The sequence below is a fragment of the Asanoa siamensis genome (assembly GCF_016862555.1).
GTDB classification, from domain to species: Bacteria; Actinomycetota; Actinomycetes; order Mycobacteriales; family Micromonosporaceae; genus Asanoa; species Asanoa siamensis.
The window spans coordinates 70,777-90,901 of record NZ_BONE01000019.1 but is presented as its reverse complement, the minus strand read 5'-3'; the positions used below and the strand labels follow the sequence as shown (position 1 = coordinate 90,901).

Here is a 20,125-nt window from a genome sequence, read left to right as displayed (position 1 = left end):
AGTCTTGACTCGCTGGGCGCCGCGGTGACGTGCGCCTTCGAGGCAGGCCTCGCTCCGTACGGCCATGACTCGCAGGTCGCCGCGGTGGCCTGCGCCTGTCGAGGCGGGCACACCCCGGTCGGCCTCGACTCGCCCGGCGCCGGGGCGGGGTGTGCCTGTCCAGGCGGGCACCGCTCCGGTCTGCCTCGACTCGCCCCGCACCGGGGCGGCCAGCGCCTGCCCTACGCGGACACCCCTCCGGTCCGCCGCGACTCGCCCCACACCGAGGCGGCGAGCGCCTGCCCCACGCGGGCACCGCGCCGGACGGCCCCCATTCGCCCGGCACCGTGGTGACAGCGCATGTCGGACTGGACACCACGGTGCGGACGAGTGGCCGCGGGACGCTCATGGGTTGCGGGTTGGAAGCCTCCGCGGCGCCGGAGGCGATAAGGAGCAGTAGGGTCGACGGGACTCGAACCCGCACTGGAACGGACCTAAACCGTTTGCCTGCTGCCAATTGGGCTACGACCCCGAGGCGTCCCCACGGGCCTCGACATTCTGGCGCATGAGCTTACGGCGGCAGAACCCCACCCGCCCGGCGCCGCGCAGATGAATGACGCCGCTGCCCCCTCACGTGAACCGACCAGGCGCTCTGACCTCGGGCTCGCCGCAGCTAGACGGGGTTGCGCGAGGTCCGACATGTCCGAACCCACCAGGACCGTCGAAATCCGTCCAACCACACCCGAACGGGTTACGCCAAGGGACGTGTTAGGTGACGGTCCGACCCGGCCAACGCTCGATGACTGCCTACGCGCAGACCGCACCCCGATGGGGTTGGGCGAAGGTGTCACCCAACCAACAGCCAGACCCGCCGCGCTTAGAAGTAGGTGCGCAGGGCCGAACCGAGCCTCGACGGGTCCGGACCCGTCGCACAGGACAAGCGGGTCACGGCGGCGCGGCCTCCCTCCAAGTCCAGGCTGGCGATGAGTGCCCATCGCCAGGCATGTCGTCGCGGCACCCGCTCTGACCGTCGACGCCGCGTTGGGTCTGCGTCGGACAGCCGGGGCGTCCACCGGCGGCCGCGAGCGCGGGTCGCGGGTTCCCAGCAGGCCCGCATCCGACGGGGGTTGCCGCCTTCACCGGGGCTGCCGGGTCGGTGGTGCGTGGTGGGGCACGTAGGTCTGGTTCGTCAGCTTCTGGATCGCGCCCATCAGCGTGTCGGTGTGCCGGCGGATGTCGGCCGGCCTGTCGATGTGGACCTGCAAGGCCGGCCCGAACGTGATGCTGATCGGGTGGCGGCGCGGCAGCAGCGCACCCCGCGCACGCAAGCGGTCCGTGCCGCGGATGCCGACCGGGATGATGGGCACGCCGGCACGGTGGGCCAGCCGGACCGCCCCCGTGCGGCCGCGATAAAGCCGGCCGTCCGGCGACCGCGTCCCCTCCGGGAAGATCGCGACCAGGCCGCCCGCGCGCAGGATCGGCGTAGCGGCGTCGAAGGCCGTCAGGGCCGCGCGGCCGCCGCCCCGGTCGACCGGGATCGCGCCCATGCCCGTGACCACGTGCCGCGTCAGGTAGCCCGCCGCGCCAACGGCGCGGAAGTATTCCGCCTTCGCCCAGAACGCGATGTGCCGCGGCGTCAGGATCCCGAGGAACACCTGGTCTGCCACCGACAGGTGGTTGGCCGCCAGGATCGCGCCTCCTCTCTCCGGCAGGTTGTCGAGGCCCGCCACCGTCGGTCGCCAGCGGGAACGCAGGTAGCCGCCGACCGTGCGGTGGGCTAGCGCGTACAGGAATGGGCCGTCCATAGACACTGTCTACCAGCAGCCGTAGACAGTGTCTACGGTAGGGGTGGCCCGCCCCTGATCCGTGATCGATAAGCCGACGGCCCGCCTTCCGACGGCGGCGGTGCCAGCTCCACCCACCACGTCCCGCCGGCCGCCGCGAACTCCCGCACCCGTGCCGAGGCCAACTCCGGAGCCGAAGGCCGCACGGCGTTGAAAGCCACGTCGAAACCCGCCCCCACAACGCCCAGCTCCGCGACGGCCCCCGCGACGTCGGCCGGTTCGAGCAGCTCGCCGGTGCGCTGGTGCGCGGTCATCAGATAGACCCCGTCCCACCGTGCCGCCCGTGCCAGCGGGCGCCGGTTGGGCCAACCGGCCGCCAGCCAGACCGGCACCCTAGGCCGCTGCACCGGCGGCGGGGCGATCGTGACCTCGTCGAGTCGGTAGTGCCGCCCGTGGAAGGAAAACGGCGACCCCGACCAGAGGCCGGTCACGACCGACAGCGCCTCGTCGAGCATCTCCGCCCGGGTCCGCGCGTCCCACGGCTCACCGAACGGCGTGAAGTCGACCGCGCTGAACCCCAGGCCCGCGCCCAGGGTCAGCCGCCCGCCGGACAGCTGATCCAACGTCGTGGCCTGCCGCGCGACCTGCCATGGTCGCCGCCGGGCCAGCGGGGTGACCAGCACGCCGATCCGTAGGCGCGACGTCGCCAACGCGACCACCCCTAGCGCGATCCACGGATCGGCCATCGGCTCGGCCGCGTTGACCCCGTCCTGCAGGAAGAAGCCGTCCCAACCCGCGGCTTCCGCGTCGGCGGCCAGCGACGCCAGCAGTCGCGGATCCGCGTAGTCGCCGGAAACCGGGACGTCGAGCCCGTACCTCATGACGATCACTCCCCTCGATGCGTACCCGATCGTCGCAGTGGGGTGTGACCATTTCCGTGGCTCAACCCGTCATCACTGGTGACCGGCCACACCCAGCGACGGGAGCGACCCGTGGACCAGGATCTGAAGCAGCTTTTCGACCGCGCGCTGGCCGACGAGCCCGACGCCACGCCGGCCGACCTGGCCGGGCGCGCGGTCTCCCTCGGCCTGGCCCGCCGGCGGAGCCGCCGGCGCAAGGCCCTGGTGGCGGGCGGTGCCGGCGCCACCCTGGCCGCGGCGCTGGTGGTGGCGAACCTCGCGCCGCAACGCGGCGATCCGCCGCTCCGGACCGTGCCGGCCGAGTTCGCGAGCCAGATCAACCCCGTGTGCCAGTCGCCGGCCCTGGACGGCGCGACCGACCTGTCGGTCTTCCTGCTTCCCGAGATAACCGACGAACAACGCGTGTACGTCCATGACCTGCTGCTGGAAAACCCGGCCGCGCACGAGGTGCGGTACGAGAGCCGCGACGAGGCGTACGCCCGGTTCAAGCGGATGTTCTCGGACGCGCCGGCGCTCGTCGAGGCGGTCAAGCCGAGCCACCTTCCGGAGTCGTTCCGGGTCAAGCTGACCCTCGGGTCCGGCATCGCGGGGCTCACGCGGCAGGCCGAACAGGCGCCGGGCGTCGAAACCGTGATCGACAGCCGCTGCCCCGCCGGCGCCGACGTGGCGGCAACTCCGTGAGCTGGGGTGCGGCCCGACGCCAGGAGCGGGAAGCCGAGTTCACCGCCTTCGTCGTCGCGACGGCACCGCGGCTGCGGCGCACCGCGTACCTCATGTGCCGGGACTGGCATCTCGCCCAGGACCTGACCCAGACCACCTTCGCCAACATGTACGCCTCATGGGGGCGGATCAGACATACCGCCAACCTTGCCGCGTACTCCCGGAAGGTCCTGCTCAACGCCCTCTTCGATCAGCGCAACCGGCGCAGCGCGGGCGAGGTCGTCCTGGCCGACCTGCCGGAAGCCGCCGCCCGGCCGGGCCCGGCCGAAGCAGTGGCGACCCATGTCGTGCTGCTCCGCGCGCTCGCCACGCTGCCGCTGCGCGACCAGGCCATCGTCGTGCTCCGCCACTGGGAGGACCTGAGCGTCGAGGCGGTGGCCGAGATCCTGGGCGTCTCGGTGTCGGTGGTCAAGACCCAGAACGCGCGGGCGCTGGCCCGGCTGCGCGCGGTGCTCGGCGACGACTTCGCCCGGATCTGAGTCAGCGCGGCGTGGGCAGCCCCGCGTCGAGTTGGGCGAGCATCGGGCCGATCAGGTCGCTCAGCTCGCGCGCGATGACCGCGACGGCCCGCCGCGCCGCGGTTTCGACGTCGTCGCCGGGACCCGCGGGCGTCGCCGGCAGGCTGTCGGGCGGGACGGTCAGATCGACCAGCACCTGGGTACGCAGGTGCGGGGCGCGCACGATGTCGTGATCGGTGGGCGCGAGGTACTGGCCGAACGTCTGCGGCCAGTCGCGCCACCCGCGGTCCTGCGTCCAGGCGCGCGCGCCGGCGAGCGCGGCCGGCCACGGGGCGGCGATCGCCACCTCGCCGGTCAGCGTGCCGTCCCAGGAGTTGCGGCGGCAGGTCACGGACAGGATCCGGGGATGCGGTCGGACGTACGCCGGGGTCAGGCTCGTCGCCAATCCCCACGCGACGGCCGCGAACCCGACGGGCGCGACGTCGCCCCAGATGCCGTCGAACTCGGCCACGCGGCGGCGGACCTCGGCGGCGAAGCGCCCGTCCCCGTCGGGCCCGTCGTCGAGCCGGAACGCCCGCATGCCACCGCTCCGATCATGAGTGGAAACCCAGCCTAAATTTCTTCGGCGGACGTGTCGATCCCCGCCCGAGCCGTTCGACCTTGGCGTGAAAGGGTCGGGAAGCGGCCCGTGAAACGGTAGGGAGAACCATCATGGCGAAGTACATGCTGATCATGCGCGGCACCGACGAGACCACCGCGGCGATGATGTCGACACCGTTCGACGAGATGCTGGCGACCATGGGCCGGGTCAACCAGGAGATGATCAAGGCCGGCGTGCTGGTCGCTGCCGAGGGCCTCGACGACCCGTCGCAGGGGGTGGTCGTCGACCTCGGCGGCGAGACCCCGGTGGTGACCGACGGCCCGTACGGCGAGACCAAGGAGCTCTTCGGCGGCTTCTGGATGCTCGACGTCGCCTCGAAGGAGGAGGCGGTCGAGTGGGCCAAGCGGCTGCCGGGCATGCCGGGCGCGAAGTGCGAGATCCGCCGGGTGCCGACGATCGACGAGTTCCCGCAGGACAACGAGTGGATCGTCGCCGAGCGGGCCTGGCGCGAGCGGACCGGCCAGCTCTGATGACCGGCGCCACGGACGGCCCGCCGACCGCCGAGTCGGCGCGGCGGGCCGTCGAGGCGGTGTGGCGGATCGAGTCTGCCCGGATCATCTCGGCGCTCGCCCGCTACACCGGTGACTTCGAGCTCGCCGAGGACGTCGCCCAGGAGGCGATGGCGGAAGCGCTGGTCACCTGGGCCCGTGAGGGCACGCCGGACTCGCCGGTGGGCTGGTTGCTGTCCACGGCGCGGCGGCGGGCGATCGACGGGTTCCGGCGCCGGGCGGCACTGAACGAGCGGTACGCGACGATCGCCCACACGACTCCGGAGACGTACGACCTGGCCTGGGATCCCGACCGGGTCGACGACGACGTCCTCGCGCTGATGTTCGTGGCCTGCCACCCCGTGCTCTCCCCCGAGGCCCGGGTGGCGCTGACCCTGCGTACCGTCGGCGGTCTGTCCACTGAGGAGATAGCGCGAGCGTTTCTCGTGCCGGTGCCGACGATCCAGGCGCGGATCACCCGGGCGAAGAAGACCATCGCGGCCGCGGGCGTCCCGTTCGAGCTGCCGCCGGCGGCGGAGCATCGCGAACGGCTCGGCGGCGTGCTGAGCGTGCTCTACGTGATCTTCACCGAGGGCTCGACCGCGACGGCCGGTGACCGGCTGTTGCGCACCGACCTGGCGCACGAGGCGATCCGGCTGGCCCGGATGCTGGCCGCGCTGCTGCCCGACGAGCCGGAGGTGCACGGGCTGCTCGCGCTCTGCGAGCTGACCGCGGCCCGGTTCCCGGCCCGGACCGGCCCCGACGGCGAAGCCGTGCTGCTGGAGGACCAGGACCGGCTGCGCTGGGACCGGTCGGCGATCCGGCGCGGCCGGGCGGCGCTCGACCGCGCGTCGGCGCTGGGCCGGGGCCTCGGGCCGTACGGCCTGCAGGCCGGCATCGCCGCCTGTCATGCCGCGGCGGCGTCGGTCGAGGAGACCGACTGGGAACGGATCGTCCTGCTCTACGAGGCGCTGGGCCGGGTGGCCCCGTCGCCGGTGGTCGAGCTCAACCGCGCGGTCGCGGTGGCGATGGCCACCGGCCCTGGGCCGGCTTTGTCCATCGTGGACGATCTGGCCGTCGGTGGGCGGCTGTCGGGCTCGCACCTGCTGCCGACCGTGCGGGGCGAGTTGCTGATCCGGCTCGGCCGGACCGACGAGGCCCGGGCCGAACTGGAGTTGGCGGCGCGCCTGTGCGGCAACGCCAAGGAACGCGCGGTCCTGCTCCGCAAGGCGGCCGCGATCTCCTGACTCAGAGCTGGCTCAGAGCTGGTCCGGTGCCTCGATGCCGAGGAGGGACAGGCCTGTGTGGAAGGTGTCGCCCGTGAGGTGGCAGAGGGCCAGCCGGTTGGCGCGGGCCGCACCGGAAGCCCGCAGGACCGGGCAGCGGTCGTAGAACGTGGTGAAGGTCTGCGCCAGCCGGTGCAGATAGGCGCAGAGCCGGTGCGGCTCGTAGGTGGTCACCACGTCCGACAGCGTCTCGGCGAAGGCGTCCAGGTCGAGGATGAGCGCCCGTTCCGCCGGGTGCAGCGACGCCGTCGGGTCGACCGTGGGGCGGGTGCCGCCCGCGCGGGCCAGGATCGAGCGGACGCGGGCGTGGGCATATTGCAGGTAGACGCCCGTGTCGCCGGTCAGGGCGAGCATCCGGTCGGGGTCGTAGACGTAGTCGCGCGTCCGGCCCGTCGCCAGGTCGGCGTATTTCACCGCGCCGATGCCGACCGCCCGGGCCCGGTCGTCGAGGGCCGCGCCGGTCAGGTCGGGGTTCTTGTCGGCGACCACCACCCGGGCCCGGTCGACCGCGTCGTCGAGGAGGTCCCGCAGCGGAACCGTGTCGCCGTCCCGAGTCCGGAACGGGCGGCCGTCGCGGCCGAGGACGGTGCCGAACGGGACGTGCACGGCATCCACGGTGGACGGTAGCCAACCCGCCCGCCGGGCGGTCTCGAAGACCAGCCGGAAGTGCAGCGACTGCCGGGCATCGACGACGTAGAGGATCCGGTCGGCGGCCAGTGCGCCGACCCGTTGCCGGATCGCGGCCAGGTCGGTCGCGGCGTAGCCGAAGCCGCCGTCGCTCTTGCGGACGATCAGCGGCGTCGCGGCGAAGTCGGTGAAGACGCAGAGCGCGCCGTCGCTGAGCACGGCGATGCCCGCCGCGGCCAACTCGTCGGCGACGCCGGGCAGCGCGTCGTTGTAGGCGCTCTCGCCGACCGCGTCGGCCGCGGTCAGCCGTACGCCCAACCGCTCGTAGATCTCCGAGAAGTAGCGGGTCGACTCGTCGACCATCGCCCGCCACGCGGCCAGCGTCGCCGGATCACCTGCCTGCAACGCCACCACCCGCCGCCGGGCCCGGTCGGCGAACGCCGCGTCGGACCGGAACAGCGCCTGCGCCGCCCGGTAGAGCGCCATCAGATCGGCCATCGCGCCCGACTCGTCGGGATGCTCGAACCGGTGCTGGATGAGCATGCCGAACTGGGTGCCCCAGTCGCCCAGGTGGTTGCGGCGGACGACGTCGCCGCCGAGATGCTCGAGGGTACGCACGAGCGCGTCACCGATGACCGTCGAGCGCAGGTGGCCGACGTGCATCTCCTTGGCCACGTTGGGCTGGGAGTAGTCGACGACCGTGGTGACGCCGGACTCGGGCCGGCCGACGCCGAGGCGCGGGTCGGTGAGGCGGGCGGCGAGCTGGTCGAGCAGCGCGCGGTCGGTCAGGTCGAGGTTGACGAAGCCGGGGCCGGCCACCCGCGCGGCGGCCAGCCGGTCGCCGGTCGGCAGCGCGGCGGCCACCTCGGCGGCCAAGGCCCGCGGGTCGCGGCGCAACGCGCCGGCCGACGTCAACACCCCGTCTGCCTGGAAGTCGGCGTGCTGGGATCGGCGGATCCGCGGCGCCACCTCCGCGACGCCCGCGGTCGCCAGCGCGGCGACCACGGCGTCGGACAGGGACTCGGCGAGCGGCGGAACGGCCATGCGGGAATGATCCTCGGCCGGCCGGGTGCGTCGCCACCGAAATAGCGGCGGGCCGGACCGCTGAACCAGCGATCCGGCCCGCCCCCGTACCCGACGGACTAGCTGTTGATGTTGGCCAGCCGCCGGCTCTCCTTGTCGCGGAACGCGGCGCCGAACGAGGTCTTGCCGTTGGTGCGCAACAGCGAACCCTCGTACACGCGCGACCCGACGCCGATCAGCACGACCGCGGCCACCACCATGACGGCCAGCGACACCAACGGTTCCCAGGTCGCCGCGTCGCCGGAGAACAACCGGACCGGCATCGCCGTCGGCGCGGAGAACGGGATGTAGGACAGCGCGGTCATGACGGCCTTGTTGTCGTTGAGGAACACGACCAGGAAGAACGGGATCATCACGAGCATCTGCAGCGGCATCGAGACGCCGCCCAGGTCCTCGACGCGGTTGACCAGGGCGCCGATCGCCGCCCAGAGCGCCGCCAGCATCACGAACCCGACCAGGAAGAACGGCACGAACCAGCCGATCGACGGGCCGATCAGGGAGAGCAGCGCGCCGTTGTCGGACATCTGCAGGCCGGCCACGGTGACGACCGCGAGCAGCACGATCTGGCTCAGCGCGAGCACCCCGCCGGCGATCACCTTGCCGACGAGCAGCGCCCGGATCGGCACGGCGGCCACCAGGATCTCGACGATCCGGGTCTGCTTCTCCTCGACGACGCTCTGCGAGATCTGCAGGCCGAAGGTCAACGACGTGAAGAAGAAGACGAGCGCGAAGCCCAGGGGTACGAGGTAGGCCAGCACGGGATCGACCGCGTCCGGGTCGAGGAGTTGGACGGGCGGCGCGGAGCTGAGCGCGTTGACGACGTCGCCCGGCGCGTCCTCCATGGCCAGCACCTTCGGGCCGGCCACCACGGCGGCGTCCACGTCACCGGCGCGGACCGCCTGCTCGGCGGCCGCGTCGTCGCCGACCTGGGTGACCTCGAGCCCGGCGTCGCGCAGGGCGGTCGCGGCGGCCGGGTCGGCGACCGCGACGCTCGACGCGCCGCCGCCGAGCATCGCCGGCAGCACGGTGCTGGCGATCGCGATCAGCAGGAACAGGATCGTACTGATGAGGAAGGTCTTGTCCTTGATCTTGACCTTCAGCTCGCGGGCCGCGACCAGCCGGATGGCGGACGACGTGTTCATCGGGCAACCTCTCGGAAGATCTCGGCGAGCGAGGGCGTGACGGGGCCGAACGACCGGACCGGGCCGCGCTCCAGCGCCGCGCGGAGCACCGCCTGGTCGTCGGCGTCGTCGGCGAGGTCGAACACGGCGCGCGGGCCGTCGAGGTCGACCAGCTTGACGCCGGGCTGGTCGCGCAACCAACCGGCGTCGCCGGCCACGATCATCGAAAAACGCCGCTGGGCGTACGCGTCGCGCAGGCTGTCCCGACTTCCCGCGGCGCGGATCTCACCGTTGGCGATGATGACGAGGTCGTCGCAGAGCCGCTCGACGACGTCGAGTTGGTGGCTGGAGAAGAGGACGGGGACGCCGCGCTGGGTACGCTCGCGCAGCACGCTGACGACGGTGTCGACGGCCATCGGGTCGAGGCCGGAAAATGGCTCGTCGAGCACGAGGACGTCGGGCTCGTGCACGAGCGCCGCGGCGATCTGGGCGCGCTGCTGGTTGCCGAGCGAGAGGTTCTCGACGGGGTCGTTGGCGCGCTCGCCGAGACTGAGCCACTCGAGCAGTTCGTCGACGTTGCGCCGCACGGCGTCGAGCGTCATGCCGTGCAGGCGGCCGAGGTAGATGAGCTGGTCGCGTACGGTCATCTTGGGGTAGAGACCGCGCTCCTCCGGCATGTAGCCGAACCGCCGCCGATCCTCCCGGGTCAGCTTGTTGCCCTGCCAGGTCACCTCGCCGGAGTCCGGGGCGAGCACACCCAGGATGATCCGCATGGAGGTGGTCTTCCCGGCGCCGTTGGCGCCGACGAACCCCGTCATCCGCCCGGCGGTGACATCGAACGTGACGTCACGGAGCACCCGGCGGTCGCCGAAGCTCCGGTTGATCGCTTCGAGGTGGAGCACCTTGGTCATGCCTACAAGGCTATGAATGGGCGGTTTCACCGGCGTCCGGCGCGGGACCGAACCGCGGGGTCCGTCGCACGGGGGACCCGGCTCCCCCACGCGGCGACCACTGCGGTTGCCACTCCATCCCACGGCGGATGTCGACCGGCGGGGCCCGAACGGCGATCGTCAGCGCCGGTGACTGAACCCCGCCGCCGTCCCGCCGTCGCTAGCCGCCGGGGGTGACCACGCCGTGTTCGTAGGCGAAGACGACCGCCTGGGTGCGGTCGCGGATGCCGAGTTTCGTGAGGACGCGGCTGACGTGGGTCTTGACCGTGGCCTCGCCGAGGTGCATCGACGCGGCGATCTCGGCGTTGGTGGCGCCGCTGGCCAGGGCGACGAGCACCTCGTGCTCGCGGGTCGTGAGCTCCGCAAGCTTGTCGCCGCTCGTGCGCGGGGAGCCGCCCGGCCGGGCGAAGGTCGCGATCACCCGGCGGGTGATCTCGGGCGCGAGCAACGCGTCGCCGCGGGCCAGCACGCGGACGGCGTCGATCAGCGCCTCGGGGGTGCCGTTCTTGAGCAGGAACCCGCTCGCACCCGCCTCCAGCGCCGCGAACAGGTAGTCGTCGCGGTCGAAGGTGGTCAGGATGAGCACCGCCGGGCCGTCGGGGGTGGCGGTGATGCGCCTCGTCGCGGCCAGGCCGTCGGTGCCGGGCATCTCGACGTCCATCAGCACCACGTCGGGGTTGACCGCGGAGACCATCCGGACCGCCTGCTCACCGTCGGAGGCCTCGCCCACCACCTCGAAGTCGTCCTCGGTCTCCAGGATCACCCGGAAGCCCGTGCGGACCAGATGGTGGTCGTCGGCCAGCAACACGCGGATCGCGCTCATGCCGCCACCCGCCGCCCGACCGCGAGAAGCCCCCGAACCGCGCCCGGCGCGGTCAGGACTTGAGCCCGCACGGCGCCCACGCCCGACGTGGCCAGGCCCCGGACGCGGGTGCGGTCCGCGCCCGGACCGGCCGACACCTGAGGCGGCGCGAGGACGGTGCCCGGCGCGGCCAACGGCCGAGCCCGCACCGCACCCAGGCCCGACGCGGTCCTTTCCGCAGCACGCACGCGCCCCGTCATGCTTCGACCGCCACGCGGGTCAGGGGGAAGCGGGCCCGGACGCGGAAGCCGCGGCGGGTCGGCGCATCGCCGACCGGGCCCGTTTCCAGGACGCCGTCGTGGGCCGTGACGCGTTCGCGCATGCCGATCAAACCCATCCCACCCACGCGTTGTGCGGACACCACGCCGCGGCCGTTGTCGGTCACGTCGATTTCCACCTCGTGCGCCAGGTAGCGGATGCGGACGTCGATCGTTGAAGCCGCCGCGTGTTTGATCGTGTTGGTCACTGCTTCCTGGACCACACGATAGATCGCCTGTGACAGCGACTCCGGCAGCTCGACCGTGTCGCCGTAGGTGCCGAGCGTGGTCTCCAAACCCGCCTCGCGCGCGTTGGCCAGCAGGTCGTCGATCCGTTCGACGCTGCCGCCCGCCATGTCGACCGGCTCGCCCGACTGGCGTAGCAGGCTCAGCATGCGGCGCAGCTCGTCGACCGCCGTGCGCGCGCTCTGCTCGACCGACGTCAGCGCCGCCCGGGCCTTCGCCGGGTCCTTCTCCAGCACCCGCCGGCCGGCCGATGCCTGGACGCCCATCACCGAGACGTGGTGGGCGACCACGTCGTGCAGCTCGCGCGCGATGCGTAGTCGCTCCTCGGCGACCGCGAGCTCGCGCGCCTCGGCCTGGGACGCGCGTAGCTCCTCGGCCTGGAGCTCGAGCTGGTGCTCGCGCCGCGCCGCCGTCCACGCGGTCTCGCCGAAGAAGTAGGCGAAGCCGAACGCGAGCACGTTGACCAGCAGACCGTTGACGATCACGGCCAGCAGCGGCGGCAGGAACCCGGACGCGCGCTCGAACTCCTGGTCGGACCCCTGCACCAGCAGGATGGTCAGGTTGACGAAGATGAGGACGAACATCGCCGCGATGATCCCGACGCGGATCCAGTTGGCGCGGCGGCGCTCGCGGCCCCAGGCGCCCAGCGCGTAGATGGCCGCGAACAGCACGCCCGTGCTCAGCTGCTGCTCGGGCGACGACCGGACCTGCCCGCCGATGTAGGCGGCCGACACGATGATCGCGACCGCCTCGGGCCAGCGGCGCCGCCAGCACAGCGGCACCGTGATCAACAAAACCCAGAACACCTGCTCGGGCAGCTGCGGGACGTGGGGGAACACGAGCATGCCGCTGGACGTCGCGAGCGTCATGTTGAGCAACGTGAGCGCCGCGACCGCGATGCCGATCAGCACGTCGACGCGGCGCTGCTCCGGCGTCGGGCCGGGTCGGCGCCACTGGGCGAGGTCGGAGGCGGTCACGGAGCAAGTGTAGGGAAGAGGTCCGACAGGAACCCCTTCCCTACACATCGATCAGGAGGCGTACGCCTCGAGCTCGTACACCCGCGCGGCCCGGTCCGTATCGCTCGTCGGCGTGATCACGTTGACCCGGAGAAATCGCACCGAACGCGGCGTTAACGAGTGGGTCGTCACGTTCGCGGTGTTCCCGCGCGGCGACGCGACCGTGGTCCACGCGGCCCCGTCGGCACTGACCTGCACGTCGAAGTCACGCGTGTTCCAGACCGGCTTCTCACCACCGGCCCCCGAGTGCCGCAGCACGATCCGCCCGACCGACCGCACCGCCTGCAGATCGACCCGGATCCACTTGGACGCGCCCAACGAGCACCATTTGTCCGCGTTGCCACCGGACACCGAGCCGTTGACCGCCTTCGCCGGCCCCTCGGCGGCCGCACACGAGCTGTCGGCGGTCGCGGGTCGGTTCAGCGCCACATTCCCGACAGGCGGGGCCGAGGGCACATAGAGCCGCACGTCCGTCAGCGACGCGCTCCCCTCGTACACGTTGGTGTAAAGATCCCCGATCACGAACCAGTCCGGGTACGCGGACCCGGCGGGCCACTGGTTGGGCCAGGTCGTGCTCCCGTTGTAGTCGTTCTGCACGAGATTGCCGTTGAACTGCCCGCCGTACTCGCTCGCCTTGACGTTGTAGTGCCAGATCGGGTTGTTGTCGACCACGAACGGCCGGTGGAACCGCAGCGTCTTCTGCCCGACCCGCGCGAAGTTGCCCGACGCCTCCAGCACGTAGCCGGTCGCGTCCCGCTCGATCGCGAACGTGTAGAACGTGTTCGGCATCAGCTCGGGCTGGAGCTCGGCCGCCGACGAGAGCTGCTGCTCGGCCACGCCACCCGAGCACGACGTCATGAACCACTGCGAGTTGCCCGCCAGCCCGCCGCGCCCCGGGTTCCAGTTGGGCATTCCGCTGATCCACATGTTGACGGTGTTGAAGTTGCCGTCACGGTAGTTGTAGTAGGTGTTGGAGTTGGAGTCACAGACCCGCCCGCCGGTGCCCGTGCCCACCCGGTCGGGGTGCTGCGAGAACGAGTCCATCAGCACCTTGCGGCGATAGTGCCAGAAGTGGTTGTTCCGCGGCGCCGGGTTGGCGAAGTCCACGATAGACATGAAGTGGAAGCCGTTGTAGCCGAACCGCCCGGCCCGCACGTCCTGCCACTCGCAGTACGGCACCGAAGCGTCACCGGTCCACCCCGGACTGTCGGAGCCCTCACCCCACGGGTGCTGGGTCTTGCATCCGGAGGTGCTGTAGCCGTTCTCCCGCCCACCGTACGAGATGGACCCGTTGCGTTTCCCGCCGAAGTCGATGGTCTTCAGCTTGTATTCCACGCGGTACTGCTCGGGAAGCTGCTGCGAGGGCCGCAGGATGACCCCGCCGGTGTGGTCGGGCACGTTCATCTTCGCCACGAACTCGCTGCCGAGCGCCTCCCGCGTCAGCGACGGCGGCGACTCGATGACGCCGTCGGCGTTCCAGTCGCGGGCCGACAGCGACGCGGTCAGCCAACCGTTCTGGCCGACCGGAAACTCCTTGCGATACGTACGGAACGAGTTGAACGCGGTCGTCCACGCCGGCCCGTAGTCGTTGCGGTACCACTGTCCACTGTCGTCCATGATGGTGTCGAACGGCTGTGCGTACGTCTCGCGTACCCAGGGCGCGTTTCCGGTGTTGATCGGGTTCGCGAAGGTCTCGTTGTAGAGCAGCGTCCACCCGGGCCGGGTGGGGTCGTCGAACGCCGCCGCCGGCTCCGGCAAGCCGACCAGCGTGCCGAGCGCGACGATCCCCACCACGGCGAGGGCAGGCGATCGGCGACGGATGGACGGTGTGCTGCGTCTGCGCATGGTCACTCCATATCCACTCGGGTGGCGACGCCGACCGCCACGCTTACAACCCTTGTCAGAACACGCCGCTGTCCATGTGCTGCTTCGCGTTCTCCTTGGTCACCATCGGTGAGTCGACGACGGTGTCCTTCTCCGTCGTGGCGCCGCCCAGGATCTCGACGGCCCGGTCCAGGCCCTTGGCGCCGATGATGTCGGCGTCGTTGAGGCCCGTGACGAGATAGTTGGTGCCGTCGGCGATGGCCTTGAGCGCTTCGGTCTGCCCGTCGACGCCGGCGATGACGATCTGCTCGGTCTTCTTCGCGTCGGCGATCGCCCGCTGCGCGCCGAGGCACATCGCGTCGTTCTCGCAGAAGACGGCGACGAGGTCGGGGTGGCTGGCGAGCAGGCTCTCCATCACGGTCAGCCCGCCGTCGGAGCTCCAGCCGCCGAAGTCGGGTGCCTCGACCAGCGTGATGCCGGCCTTGCCCTGCAGCGCGCTCTTGACCCCGTTGGTGCGGGCCAGCCCGATGCTGTTGTCGGCCGGGCCGCCCTTGATGATGGCGACCTTGCCGCCCTTGGTGAGCCGCTGCGCCAGGAACTCGCCGTTCTGCTTGCCGATCGCCTCGTTGTCCGGCCCGATCCAGCTCGTGTACTCCCCCGTCTGGAACTTGCGGTCCACCAGCACGACCGGCTTGCCGGCGGCCTTGATGGCGGCGAGCGCGGCCGGGGCGGACTCCAGCGGGCCGCCCGAGATGATGATCGCGTCGACGTTCTTGCTCAGCAGATCCTCCACGTTGGAGGCCAGCTTGGCCGCGTCGCCGTTGGCGTCCGTGGTCAGGATCTCCACGTTGCCCTTCTTCTTGGCCTGGGCGGCGATCGCCTTGTCCATACCGCTGAAGTACGGGCCTCCGAGCATGAAGTTCGCGACCCCGATGGTGTACGAGTCCTTGGCTGCGCCGCCTTCCGGCGCCTCGTCGGACCCGCAGGCGGTGACGCCGACCGCGAGCGCGGTGGCCAGGAGCAGTCCGGTGAGCCGTCTCATGGTGCGTGGCCTCCTTTGGTGGGTTCAGGTGCGCCGGCGGCTGGCCCGGTGGACGAGGATGACCGCGATGATGATCAATCCTTTGAGGACCTGCTGCCAGAAGCTCTGTACGTTGTAGAGGTTGAGCAGGTTGTTGATGAGCGCGAGCACGAGCACCCCGCCGAGAGTCGCCAGGGCGGAGCCCTTTCCGCCGGCCAGGCTGGCGCCGCCGATGACGCAGGCGGCGATCGCGTCGAGCTCGAACGCGACACCGACGCTGGGCTGCGCGATGCCGACCCGGCTGGCCAGGATCACACCGGCCAGGCCGGCGCAGAAACCGCTGATCGTGTACGCGAGGAGCACGTGCTTGCGCACGCTGATCCCCGCCAGCCGCACGGTCTCGGCGTTGCCGCCGATGGCGACGATCGACCGGCCGGCCGGTGTGCGGCTGAGGAAGACGCCCCCCGCGACGAAGACCGCGAGCATGATGACGGTGGTGAGCGGAATCGGGCCGAGCATCGCCGAGCCGAGCCAGAAGAACGACTCCTCCTCGGGCGCGATCGGCACGTCGGAGTAGACGAACGCCAGGCCGCGGATCGTGGTCAGCGCCGCCAGCGTGACGACGAAGGGCGCCAGATCGAAGCGGGCGACCAGCACCCCGTTGATCAGTCCGAACAGGATGCCGCTGGCGATCCCGACGAGCATGGCGACCGGCAGGGGCAAACCTGAGGAGAGGCCCGCCGTGAGGATGCCGGCGAACGCGACGACCGAGCCCACCGACAGGTCGATGCCGCCGGTCAGGATCACGACGAGCATGCCGTATGCCAGCAGGCCCGTGGTCACCATCTGCTTGAGCAGGTTGGTCAGGTTGGTCTGGGTGAGGAACGCGTCCGTGGTGACCGCGGCGATGGCGAGCACCAGCACGACGAGCGCGATGGCCGCGTGGGCGATGGTGAGCTGGATCCGGGCTGCCGGCGTCGTCCGCTCGTCCACCTTGGTCAGTGTCATGCCGCCCGCCCGATCGAGTATGCGAGGACCTGGTCTTCGGTGGCGCCTTCCGAGCGGAGCTCGCCGGCGATGCGGCCCTCGCGCAGCACCAGCACGCGGTCGGTGGCGCCGAGCACCTCGGTGAGGTCCGACGAGATGAGCAGCACGGCCACGCCAGCCCGGGCCAACTCGTCGACCATCCGGTAGATCGCGACCCGGGTGGCCATGTCGACACCCCGCGTCGGCTCGTCGAGGATGAGCACGCGGGGCTGTTTCAGAAGCCATTTCGCGAGTACGGCCTTCTGCTGGTTGCCGCCGCTGAGCCGGACGATCGGCATCGTGGCGCAGTGCGCGGGGCGGATGTCGAGGCGGTCGACCATCGTCTCCACCGCCCGACGCTGAGCCCTGCCGTCGACGAGACCGCCGCGCGTGGTCGCGTACAACGTGGTCAGCGCGACGTTCTCGCGTACCGTCAGGTCCGGGACGATGCCGCTCCCCTTGCGGTCCTCGGTGACCAGCGCAAGGCCCGCGGCGATGGCGTCCTGTGGGGTTCTGAAGGTGTGCGGCCTGCCGCCGACGGCTATCCGGCCGCCGGTGGGGTGGGTGGCGCCGAAGAGGCAGTGCGCGAGTTCGGTGCGGCCCGAGCCGACGAGTCCGAAGAGGCCGACCACCTCTCCCTTGTGGATGGTGAGGTCGATGTCGCGGAACTCGTTGCCCCGGCTCAGGTTCTCCGTCGACAGCGCCGGTGGTCCGTGCGTCGCGCGGCGGTCCGGATAGATCTGTTCGAGGCGGCGGCCGGCCATCAGGCGGATCAGCTCGTCCTCGTCGGTCCGGTCGGGCGTGGTGGTGGCGATGACCGCGCCGTCCTTCATCACAACGATTTGCGTCGCGAGATCGAGCACCTCGACGAGGCGATGGGAGATGTACACGACGAGGGTGTCCTGCTGCTGCAGACGCCGGACGAGTGCGAAAAGGGCGGCCAGGTCGGAGCCGGCGAGGACGGCGCTGGGCTCGTCGAGGACCAGAATCCGCGGCTTCGAGACCAGCGCTTTGGCGATCTCGACCATCTGCTGCTTCGCGACGGAGAGGCGGCCGGCCTTCTGGCGAGGGTCGATGCTGGTGAAGCCGATGTCGTCGAGCAGGTCCCGGGCCTGGTGGTGGGCGGCCCGCCAGTCGATCAGGCGACGCCGCCGCGGGAAGCGGCCCAGCAGCAGGTTCTCGGTGACGGTGAGCTCGGGTGCGAGCGTGAGCTCCTGATAGACCGTGCGGATGCCGTGCCGGTGCGCGTCGTGCGGGCTGCCCGGGGTGGTGCTCTCACCGTCGACGAGCAGCTCGCCGGCCGTCATCGTCTCCGCGCCCGCGAGGATCTTGATCAGGGTGGACTTGCCGGCTCCGTTGGCGCCGACGATGCCGATCACCTCACCGCGGTCGCCGGTCAGGTCGACGCCGTGGAGGACCTCCACGCCGGCGTACGCCTTCCGGACGTCTTTGAGCTGAAGCAGCTTCATGCGAAGGCGTCCATCACGATGATGGTCTTCTGGCTCGTCAGGTCGGCGACCGTGTCGTGGATGCCCTCGCGGTAGCCGCCGGTGCCCTTGGTGCCGCCGAACGGCAGGTTCTCGGCGCGCAGGGCGGTCGAACCGTTGATGACCACGCCGCCGACGTCGAGCTGGCGGGCCATCGTGAAGGCGCGGGAGATGTCGCGGGTCCAGATCGCGGCCTGCAGCCCGTACGGTGACTCGCTCGCCATCCGGGTCGCGTCCTCCGGCTCCTTGAAGCGGGCGACGGGAGCGACCGGGCCGAAGATCTCCTCGTTGAAGGCGGGGCTTTCCGTGGGGACGTCGGTAAGGACGGCCGGGTCGACGAACGCGCCGCGGCGTGCGCCGTTGGTCCGGATCGTCGCGCCGTCGGCGCGCAGTTGGCCGATCGCCTGCTCGACCCGCTCGGCTGCCGCCTCGGTGATCAACGGACCGACGTCGGTGCGCTCGTCGAGCTGGTCGCCGACGGTCAGGTGCGCCGTCTGGGCGAGCAGAGCGTCGACGAACTCGTCGTGTACGGGGTCCTGCACGTACACCCGTTTGACCGCGCAGCAGATCTGACCGTTGCCGCGCGCGAGGCGGCCGAGGACGACGGCCTCGGCGGCCTTCTCGAGGTCGGCGTCCGCGCAGACGATGAGGGCGTCGTTGCCGCCGAGCTCGAGGAGGACCTTCTTGAGGTTGGTGCTGGCGCGGCGGGCGATCTCCTTGCCGGCGGTCGTGCTGCCGGTCAGCGAGATCGCGGCGATGCCGCCGGCGTCGGCGAGCCCCTGCGAGATCTCGGCGCCGCCGTCGACGAGTTGGTGGGCGTGCGCGGGCGCGCCGGCGGCCTCGACGATCTCGGCGATCCGGTGCAGGGCCAGCGGGCACTTCTGGGGCGGCTGGACGAGCACGGCGTTCCCCGCCGCGAGCGCGGCGCCGGCCTTGTGCGCGTACAACTCGACCGGGTAGTTGAACGGCACCAACGCCGCGACGACGCCGAGCGGTTCGCGGATGGTCACGGCGAGGTGCTTTTCGAGACCGGGTACGGCGTCCAGCGGGATCTGCCGGCCGAAGACGCGGGTCGCCTCGCCGGCCAGGCCGTGGAAGATCCGGATCGCGGCGTCGACCTCACCGCGCGTCTGCGTGATGGGCTTGCCGTTCTCCTGGGCGAGCAGGTGCGCCAGCGCGTCCCGCTCCTGGGTGATCCCGTCGGCGATGGCGTGCAGGAGCCGGGCGCGCTCGTGGGCGGGCATCGCGGCCATGGCGCGTTGGCCGGCGTGCTGGGCTCGGGCGACGGCGCGAGCGAGCCCGTCCTGTGTGGTCTTCGGAACCTCGCCCAGCCGCTCGCCCGTCCCCGGATTGTGGACGGCGATAACCGCGTCGGCCGCTAACATCCGATCACTCCAAACCCGGGATGCCGCCTGCTTTGTCCGGCACCACGTACTCGACCAGCGCTTCTAGGCATATTCAGAGTTGCGAGAGTTTCGATGTCGTGACGGAATGGTCACAGAGTCCGTGGATCACCGTCAATACTCATCCCATGATTGACTCGTCGTCCACTTTGTCCGTCACGGTGGATGCATCGACGTCTTACAGTGCGTGACGTGACTGACGCATCGGGGTTGACGGATATCTTGGGGACGCTCGCCGCCCTGTCCACGGGCGCGACGCCGGCGGCGGTGGGCGAAGGGGTGGCGGCCGACGGGCTGATCGTGGCGCGGGCGGCGATGCCGGGCCAGGTCACCGGCATCGAGCTGGATCCCGCGGTGCTGGGATTGGATCTCGCGTCCTTGGCCGCGGAGCTGACGGCGGCGGTCAACGCGGCCCTGACCGACCTGCGCACCCAGGCGGGAGTGGGCGGCGATGCCGTCGACCTCGGCGCACTCGGCGGTCAGCTGCGCGAGATCCAGGAGAGCACGGTCCGGCAGTTCTCGGCGTTCACGGAGTCGCTCCTGGACGCGCAGTCGCGGCTGGCCCGCCGGGCCGACGACGCGCGATGAGCAGCCCGGGCTTCCACGTCGACCCGGCCGCCCTGGGCATCTCGGGCCAGGAACTGTCGCGGGTGGCGGGCGAGTTCTTCGCGGCGCTCCGCGCCTTCGAGGCGGAGCTGGCCGGCTTCGGCGCGCCCTGGGGCGCCGACGAGATCGGCGCGCTGATCGGCGCGGCCCACGAGGAGGTGGCGTCGTTCGCATTCGAATGCTTCGCGGCGGCCGCCGACGAGGTCGACGCGGCGGGCTTCGACCTGGGCGACATGGCATCGAGCTACCGAGAGGTCGAAGAACGCGTCCGCGGCGCCTTCGACGCGTTCGGGGGTTGAG

19 protein-coding genes and 1 tRNA gene are annotated in these 20,125 nt (G+C 71.2%); 6 read left to right on the top strand and 14 right to left on the bottom strand.

What is annotated here, in order from left to right; translation table 11 throughout:
* Positions 1-436 precede the first annotated feature (436 nt).
* From Asi02nite_RS14020 to Asi02nite_RS14010, 3 genes are all read right to left on the bottom strand, one after another.
* A tRNA-Leu gene (locus Asi02nite_RS14020) sits at positions 437-511 on the bottom strand.
* A gap of 604 nt (positions 512-1,115) precedes the next feature.
* Positions 1,116-1,784 carry a lysophospholipid acyltransferase family protein gene (locus tag Asi02nite_RS14015; RefSeq protein WP_203713136.1) on the bottom strand — a complete coding sequence of 223 codons (669 nt, stop codon included), beginning with the start codon at positions 1,782-1,784 and terminating at the stop codon, positions 1,116-1,118.
* 32 nt (positions 1,785-1,816) lie between these two features.
* Positions 1,817-2,644, bottom strand: a complete 828-nt coding sequence (locus Asi02nite_RS14010; RefSeq protein WP_203713134.1) for an LLM class flavin-dependent oxidoreductase — start codon at positions 2,642-2,644, stop codon at positions 1,817-1,819.
* Between the two features lie 111 nt (positions 2,645-2,755).
* Between Asi02nite_RS14010 and Asi02nite_RS14005 the strand changes: the two genes are divergently transcribed.
* Both Asi02nite_RS14005 and Asi02nite_RS14000 read left to right on the top strand, forming a co-directional pair.
* Positions 2,756-3,364: a permease-like cell division protein FtsX gene (locus Asi02nite_RS14005; protein WP_203713132.1), complete on the top strand. Its 609-nt coding sequence runs from the start codon at positions 2,756-2,758 to the stop codon at positions 3,362-3,364.
* The gene (locus tag Asi02nite_RS14000) at positions 3,361-3,882 is read left to right on the top strand and encodes a SigE family RNA polymerase sigma factor (protein WP_239126703.1); all 522 of its coding nucleotides are present in this window, start codon (positions 3,361-3,363) and stop codon (positions 3,880-3,882) included. The genes Asi02nite_RS14005 and Asi02nite_RS14000 overlap by 4 nt, the downstream gene beginning before the upstream one ends.
* 1 nt (position 3,883) lies before the next feature.
* Here the strand turns inward: Asi02nite_RS14000 and Asi02nite_RS13995 are convergent, their stop codons facing one another.
* Positions 3,884-4,441 carry a hypothetical protein gene (locus tag Asi02nite_RS13995; protein ID WP_203713130.1) on the bottom strand — a complete coding sequence of 186 codons (558 nt, stop codon included), beginning with the start codon at positions 4,439-4,441 and terminating at the stop codon, positions 3,884-3,886.
* 131 nt (positions 4,442-4,572) lie between these two features.
* Here Asi02nite_RS13995 and Asi02nite_RS13990 point away from each other — a divergent pair, with 131 nt between their 5' ends.
* The gene (locus tag Asi02nite_RS13990; RefSeq protein WP_203713128.1) at positions 4,573-4,992 is read left to right on the top strand and encodes a YciI family protein; all 420 of its coding nucleotides are present in this window, start codon (positions 4,573-4,575) and stop codon (positions 4,990-4,992) included.
* Positions 4,992-6,257 carry an RNA polymerase sigma factor gene (locus tag Asi02nite_RS13985; protein ID WP_203713126.1) on the top strand — a complete coding sequence of 422 codons (1,266 nt, stop codon included), beginning with the start codon at positions 4,992-4,994 and terminating at the stop codon, positions 6,255-6,257. The genes Asi02nite_RS13990 and Asi02nite_RS13985 overlap by 1 nt, the downstream gene beginning before the upstream one ends.
* Positions 6,258-6,269: 12 nt before the next feature.
* Here the strand turns inward: Asi02nite_RS13985 and argS are convergent, their stop codons facing one another.
* From argS to Asi02nite_RS13935, 10 genes are all read right to left on the bottom strand, one after another.
* Complete coding sequence (argS, locus tag Asi02nite_RS13980) at positions 6,270-7,967, bottom strand: arginine--tRNA ligase (protein ID WP_203713124.1); 1,698 nt, start codon at positions 7,965-7,967, stop codon at positions 6,270-6,272.
* Positions 7,968-8,065: 98 nt separating this feature from the next.
* A complete protein-coding gene (locus Asi02nite_RS13975; protein WP_203713122.1) occupies positions 8,066-9,148 on the bottom strand; it encodes an ABC transporter permease in 1,083 nt (360 codons plus the stop codon).
* Complete coding sequence (locus Asi02nite_RS13970; RefSeq protein ID WP_203713120.1) at positions 9,145-10,038, bottom strand: ABC transporter ATP-binding protein; 894 nt, start codon at positions 10,036-10,038, stop codon at positions 9,145-9,147. Before Asi02nite_RS13970 ends, Asi02nite_RS13975 begins: the two co-directional genes overlap by 4 nt.
* Positions 10,039-10,237: 199 nt before the next feature.
* On the bottom strand, positions 10,238-10,900 hold the full coding sequence (locus Asi02nite_RS13965) for a response regulator (RefSeq protein ID WP_203713119.1): 663 nt from the start codon (positions 10,898-10,900) through the stop codon (positions 10,238-10,240).
* A gap of 235 nt (positions 10,901-11,135) precedes the next feature.
* A complete protein-coding gene (locus Asi02nite_RS13960; RefSeq protein WP_239126702.1) occupies positions 11,136-12,419 on the bottom strand; it encodes a sensor histidine kinase in 1,284 nt (427 codons plus the stop codon).
* Between the two features lie 51 nt (positions 12,420-12,470).
* Positions 12,471-14,303, bottom strand: a complete 1,833-nt coding sequence (locus Asi02nite_RS13955) for a discoidin domain-containing protein (protein WP_203713117.1) — start codon at positions 14,301-14,303, stop codon at positions 12,471-12,473.
* Positions 14,304-14,358: 55 nt separating this feature from the next.
* On the bottom strand, positions 14,359-15,324 hold the full coding sequence (locus Asi02nite_RS13950; protein ID WP_203713116.1) for a substrate-binding domain-containing protein: 966 nt from the start codon (positions 15,322-15,324) through the stop codon (positions 14,359-14,361).
* A gap of 24 nt (positions 15,325-15,348) precedes the next feature.
* Positions 15,349-16,311: an ABC transporter permease gene (locus Asi02nite_RS13945; RefSeq protein WP_203713115.1), complete on the bottom strand. Its 963-nt coding sequence runs from the start codon at positions 16,309-16,311 to the stop codon at positions 15,349-15,351.
* On the bottom strand, positions 16,308-17,798 hold the full coding sequence (locus tag Asi02nite_RS13940; protein ID WP_203713114.1) for a sugar ABC transporter ATP-binding protein: 1,491 nt from the start codon (positions 17,796-17,798) through the stop codon (positions 16,308-16,310). Before Asi02nite_RS13940 ends, Asi02nite_RS13945 begins: the two co-directional genes overlap by 4 nt.
* Entirely contained in the window at positions 17,795-19,201 is a 1,407-nt protein-coding gene (locus Asi02nite_RS13935) for an aldehyde dehydrogenase family protein (protein ID WP_203713113.1), read from the bottom strand. Before Asi02nite_RS13935 ends, Asi02nite_RS13940 begins: the two co-directional genes overlap by 4 nt.
* A 210-nt stretch (positions 19,202-19,411) precedes the next feature.
* Between Asi02nite_RS13935 and Asi02nite_RS13930 the strand changes: the two genes are divergently transcribed.
* Positions 19,412-19,807, top strand: a complete 396-nt coding sequence (locus Asi02nite_RS13930; protein ID WP_203713111.1) for a YbaB/EbfC family nucleoid-associated protein — start codon at positions 19,412-19,414, stop codon at positions 19,805-19,807.
* Entirely contained in the window at positions 19,804-20,124 is a 321-nt protein-coding gene (locus Asi02nite_RS13925) for a PE domain-containing protein (protein ID WP_203713109.1), read from the top strand. Before Asi02nite_RS13930 ends, Asi02nite_RS13925 begins: the two co-directional genes overlap by 4 nt.
* The last annotated feature ends 1 nt before the right edge of the window (position 20,125 follow it).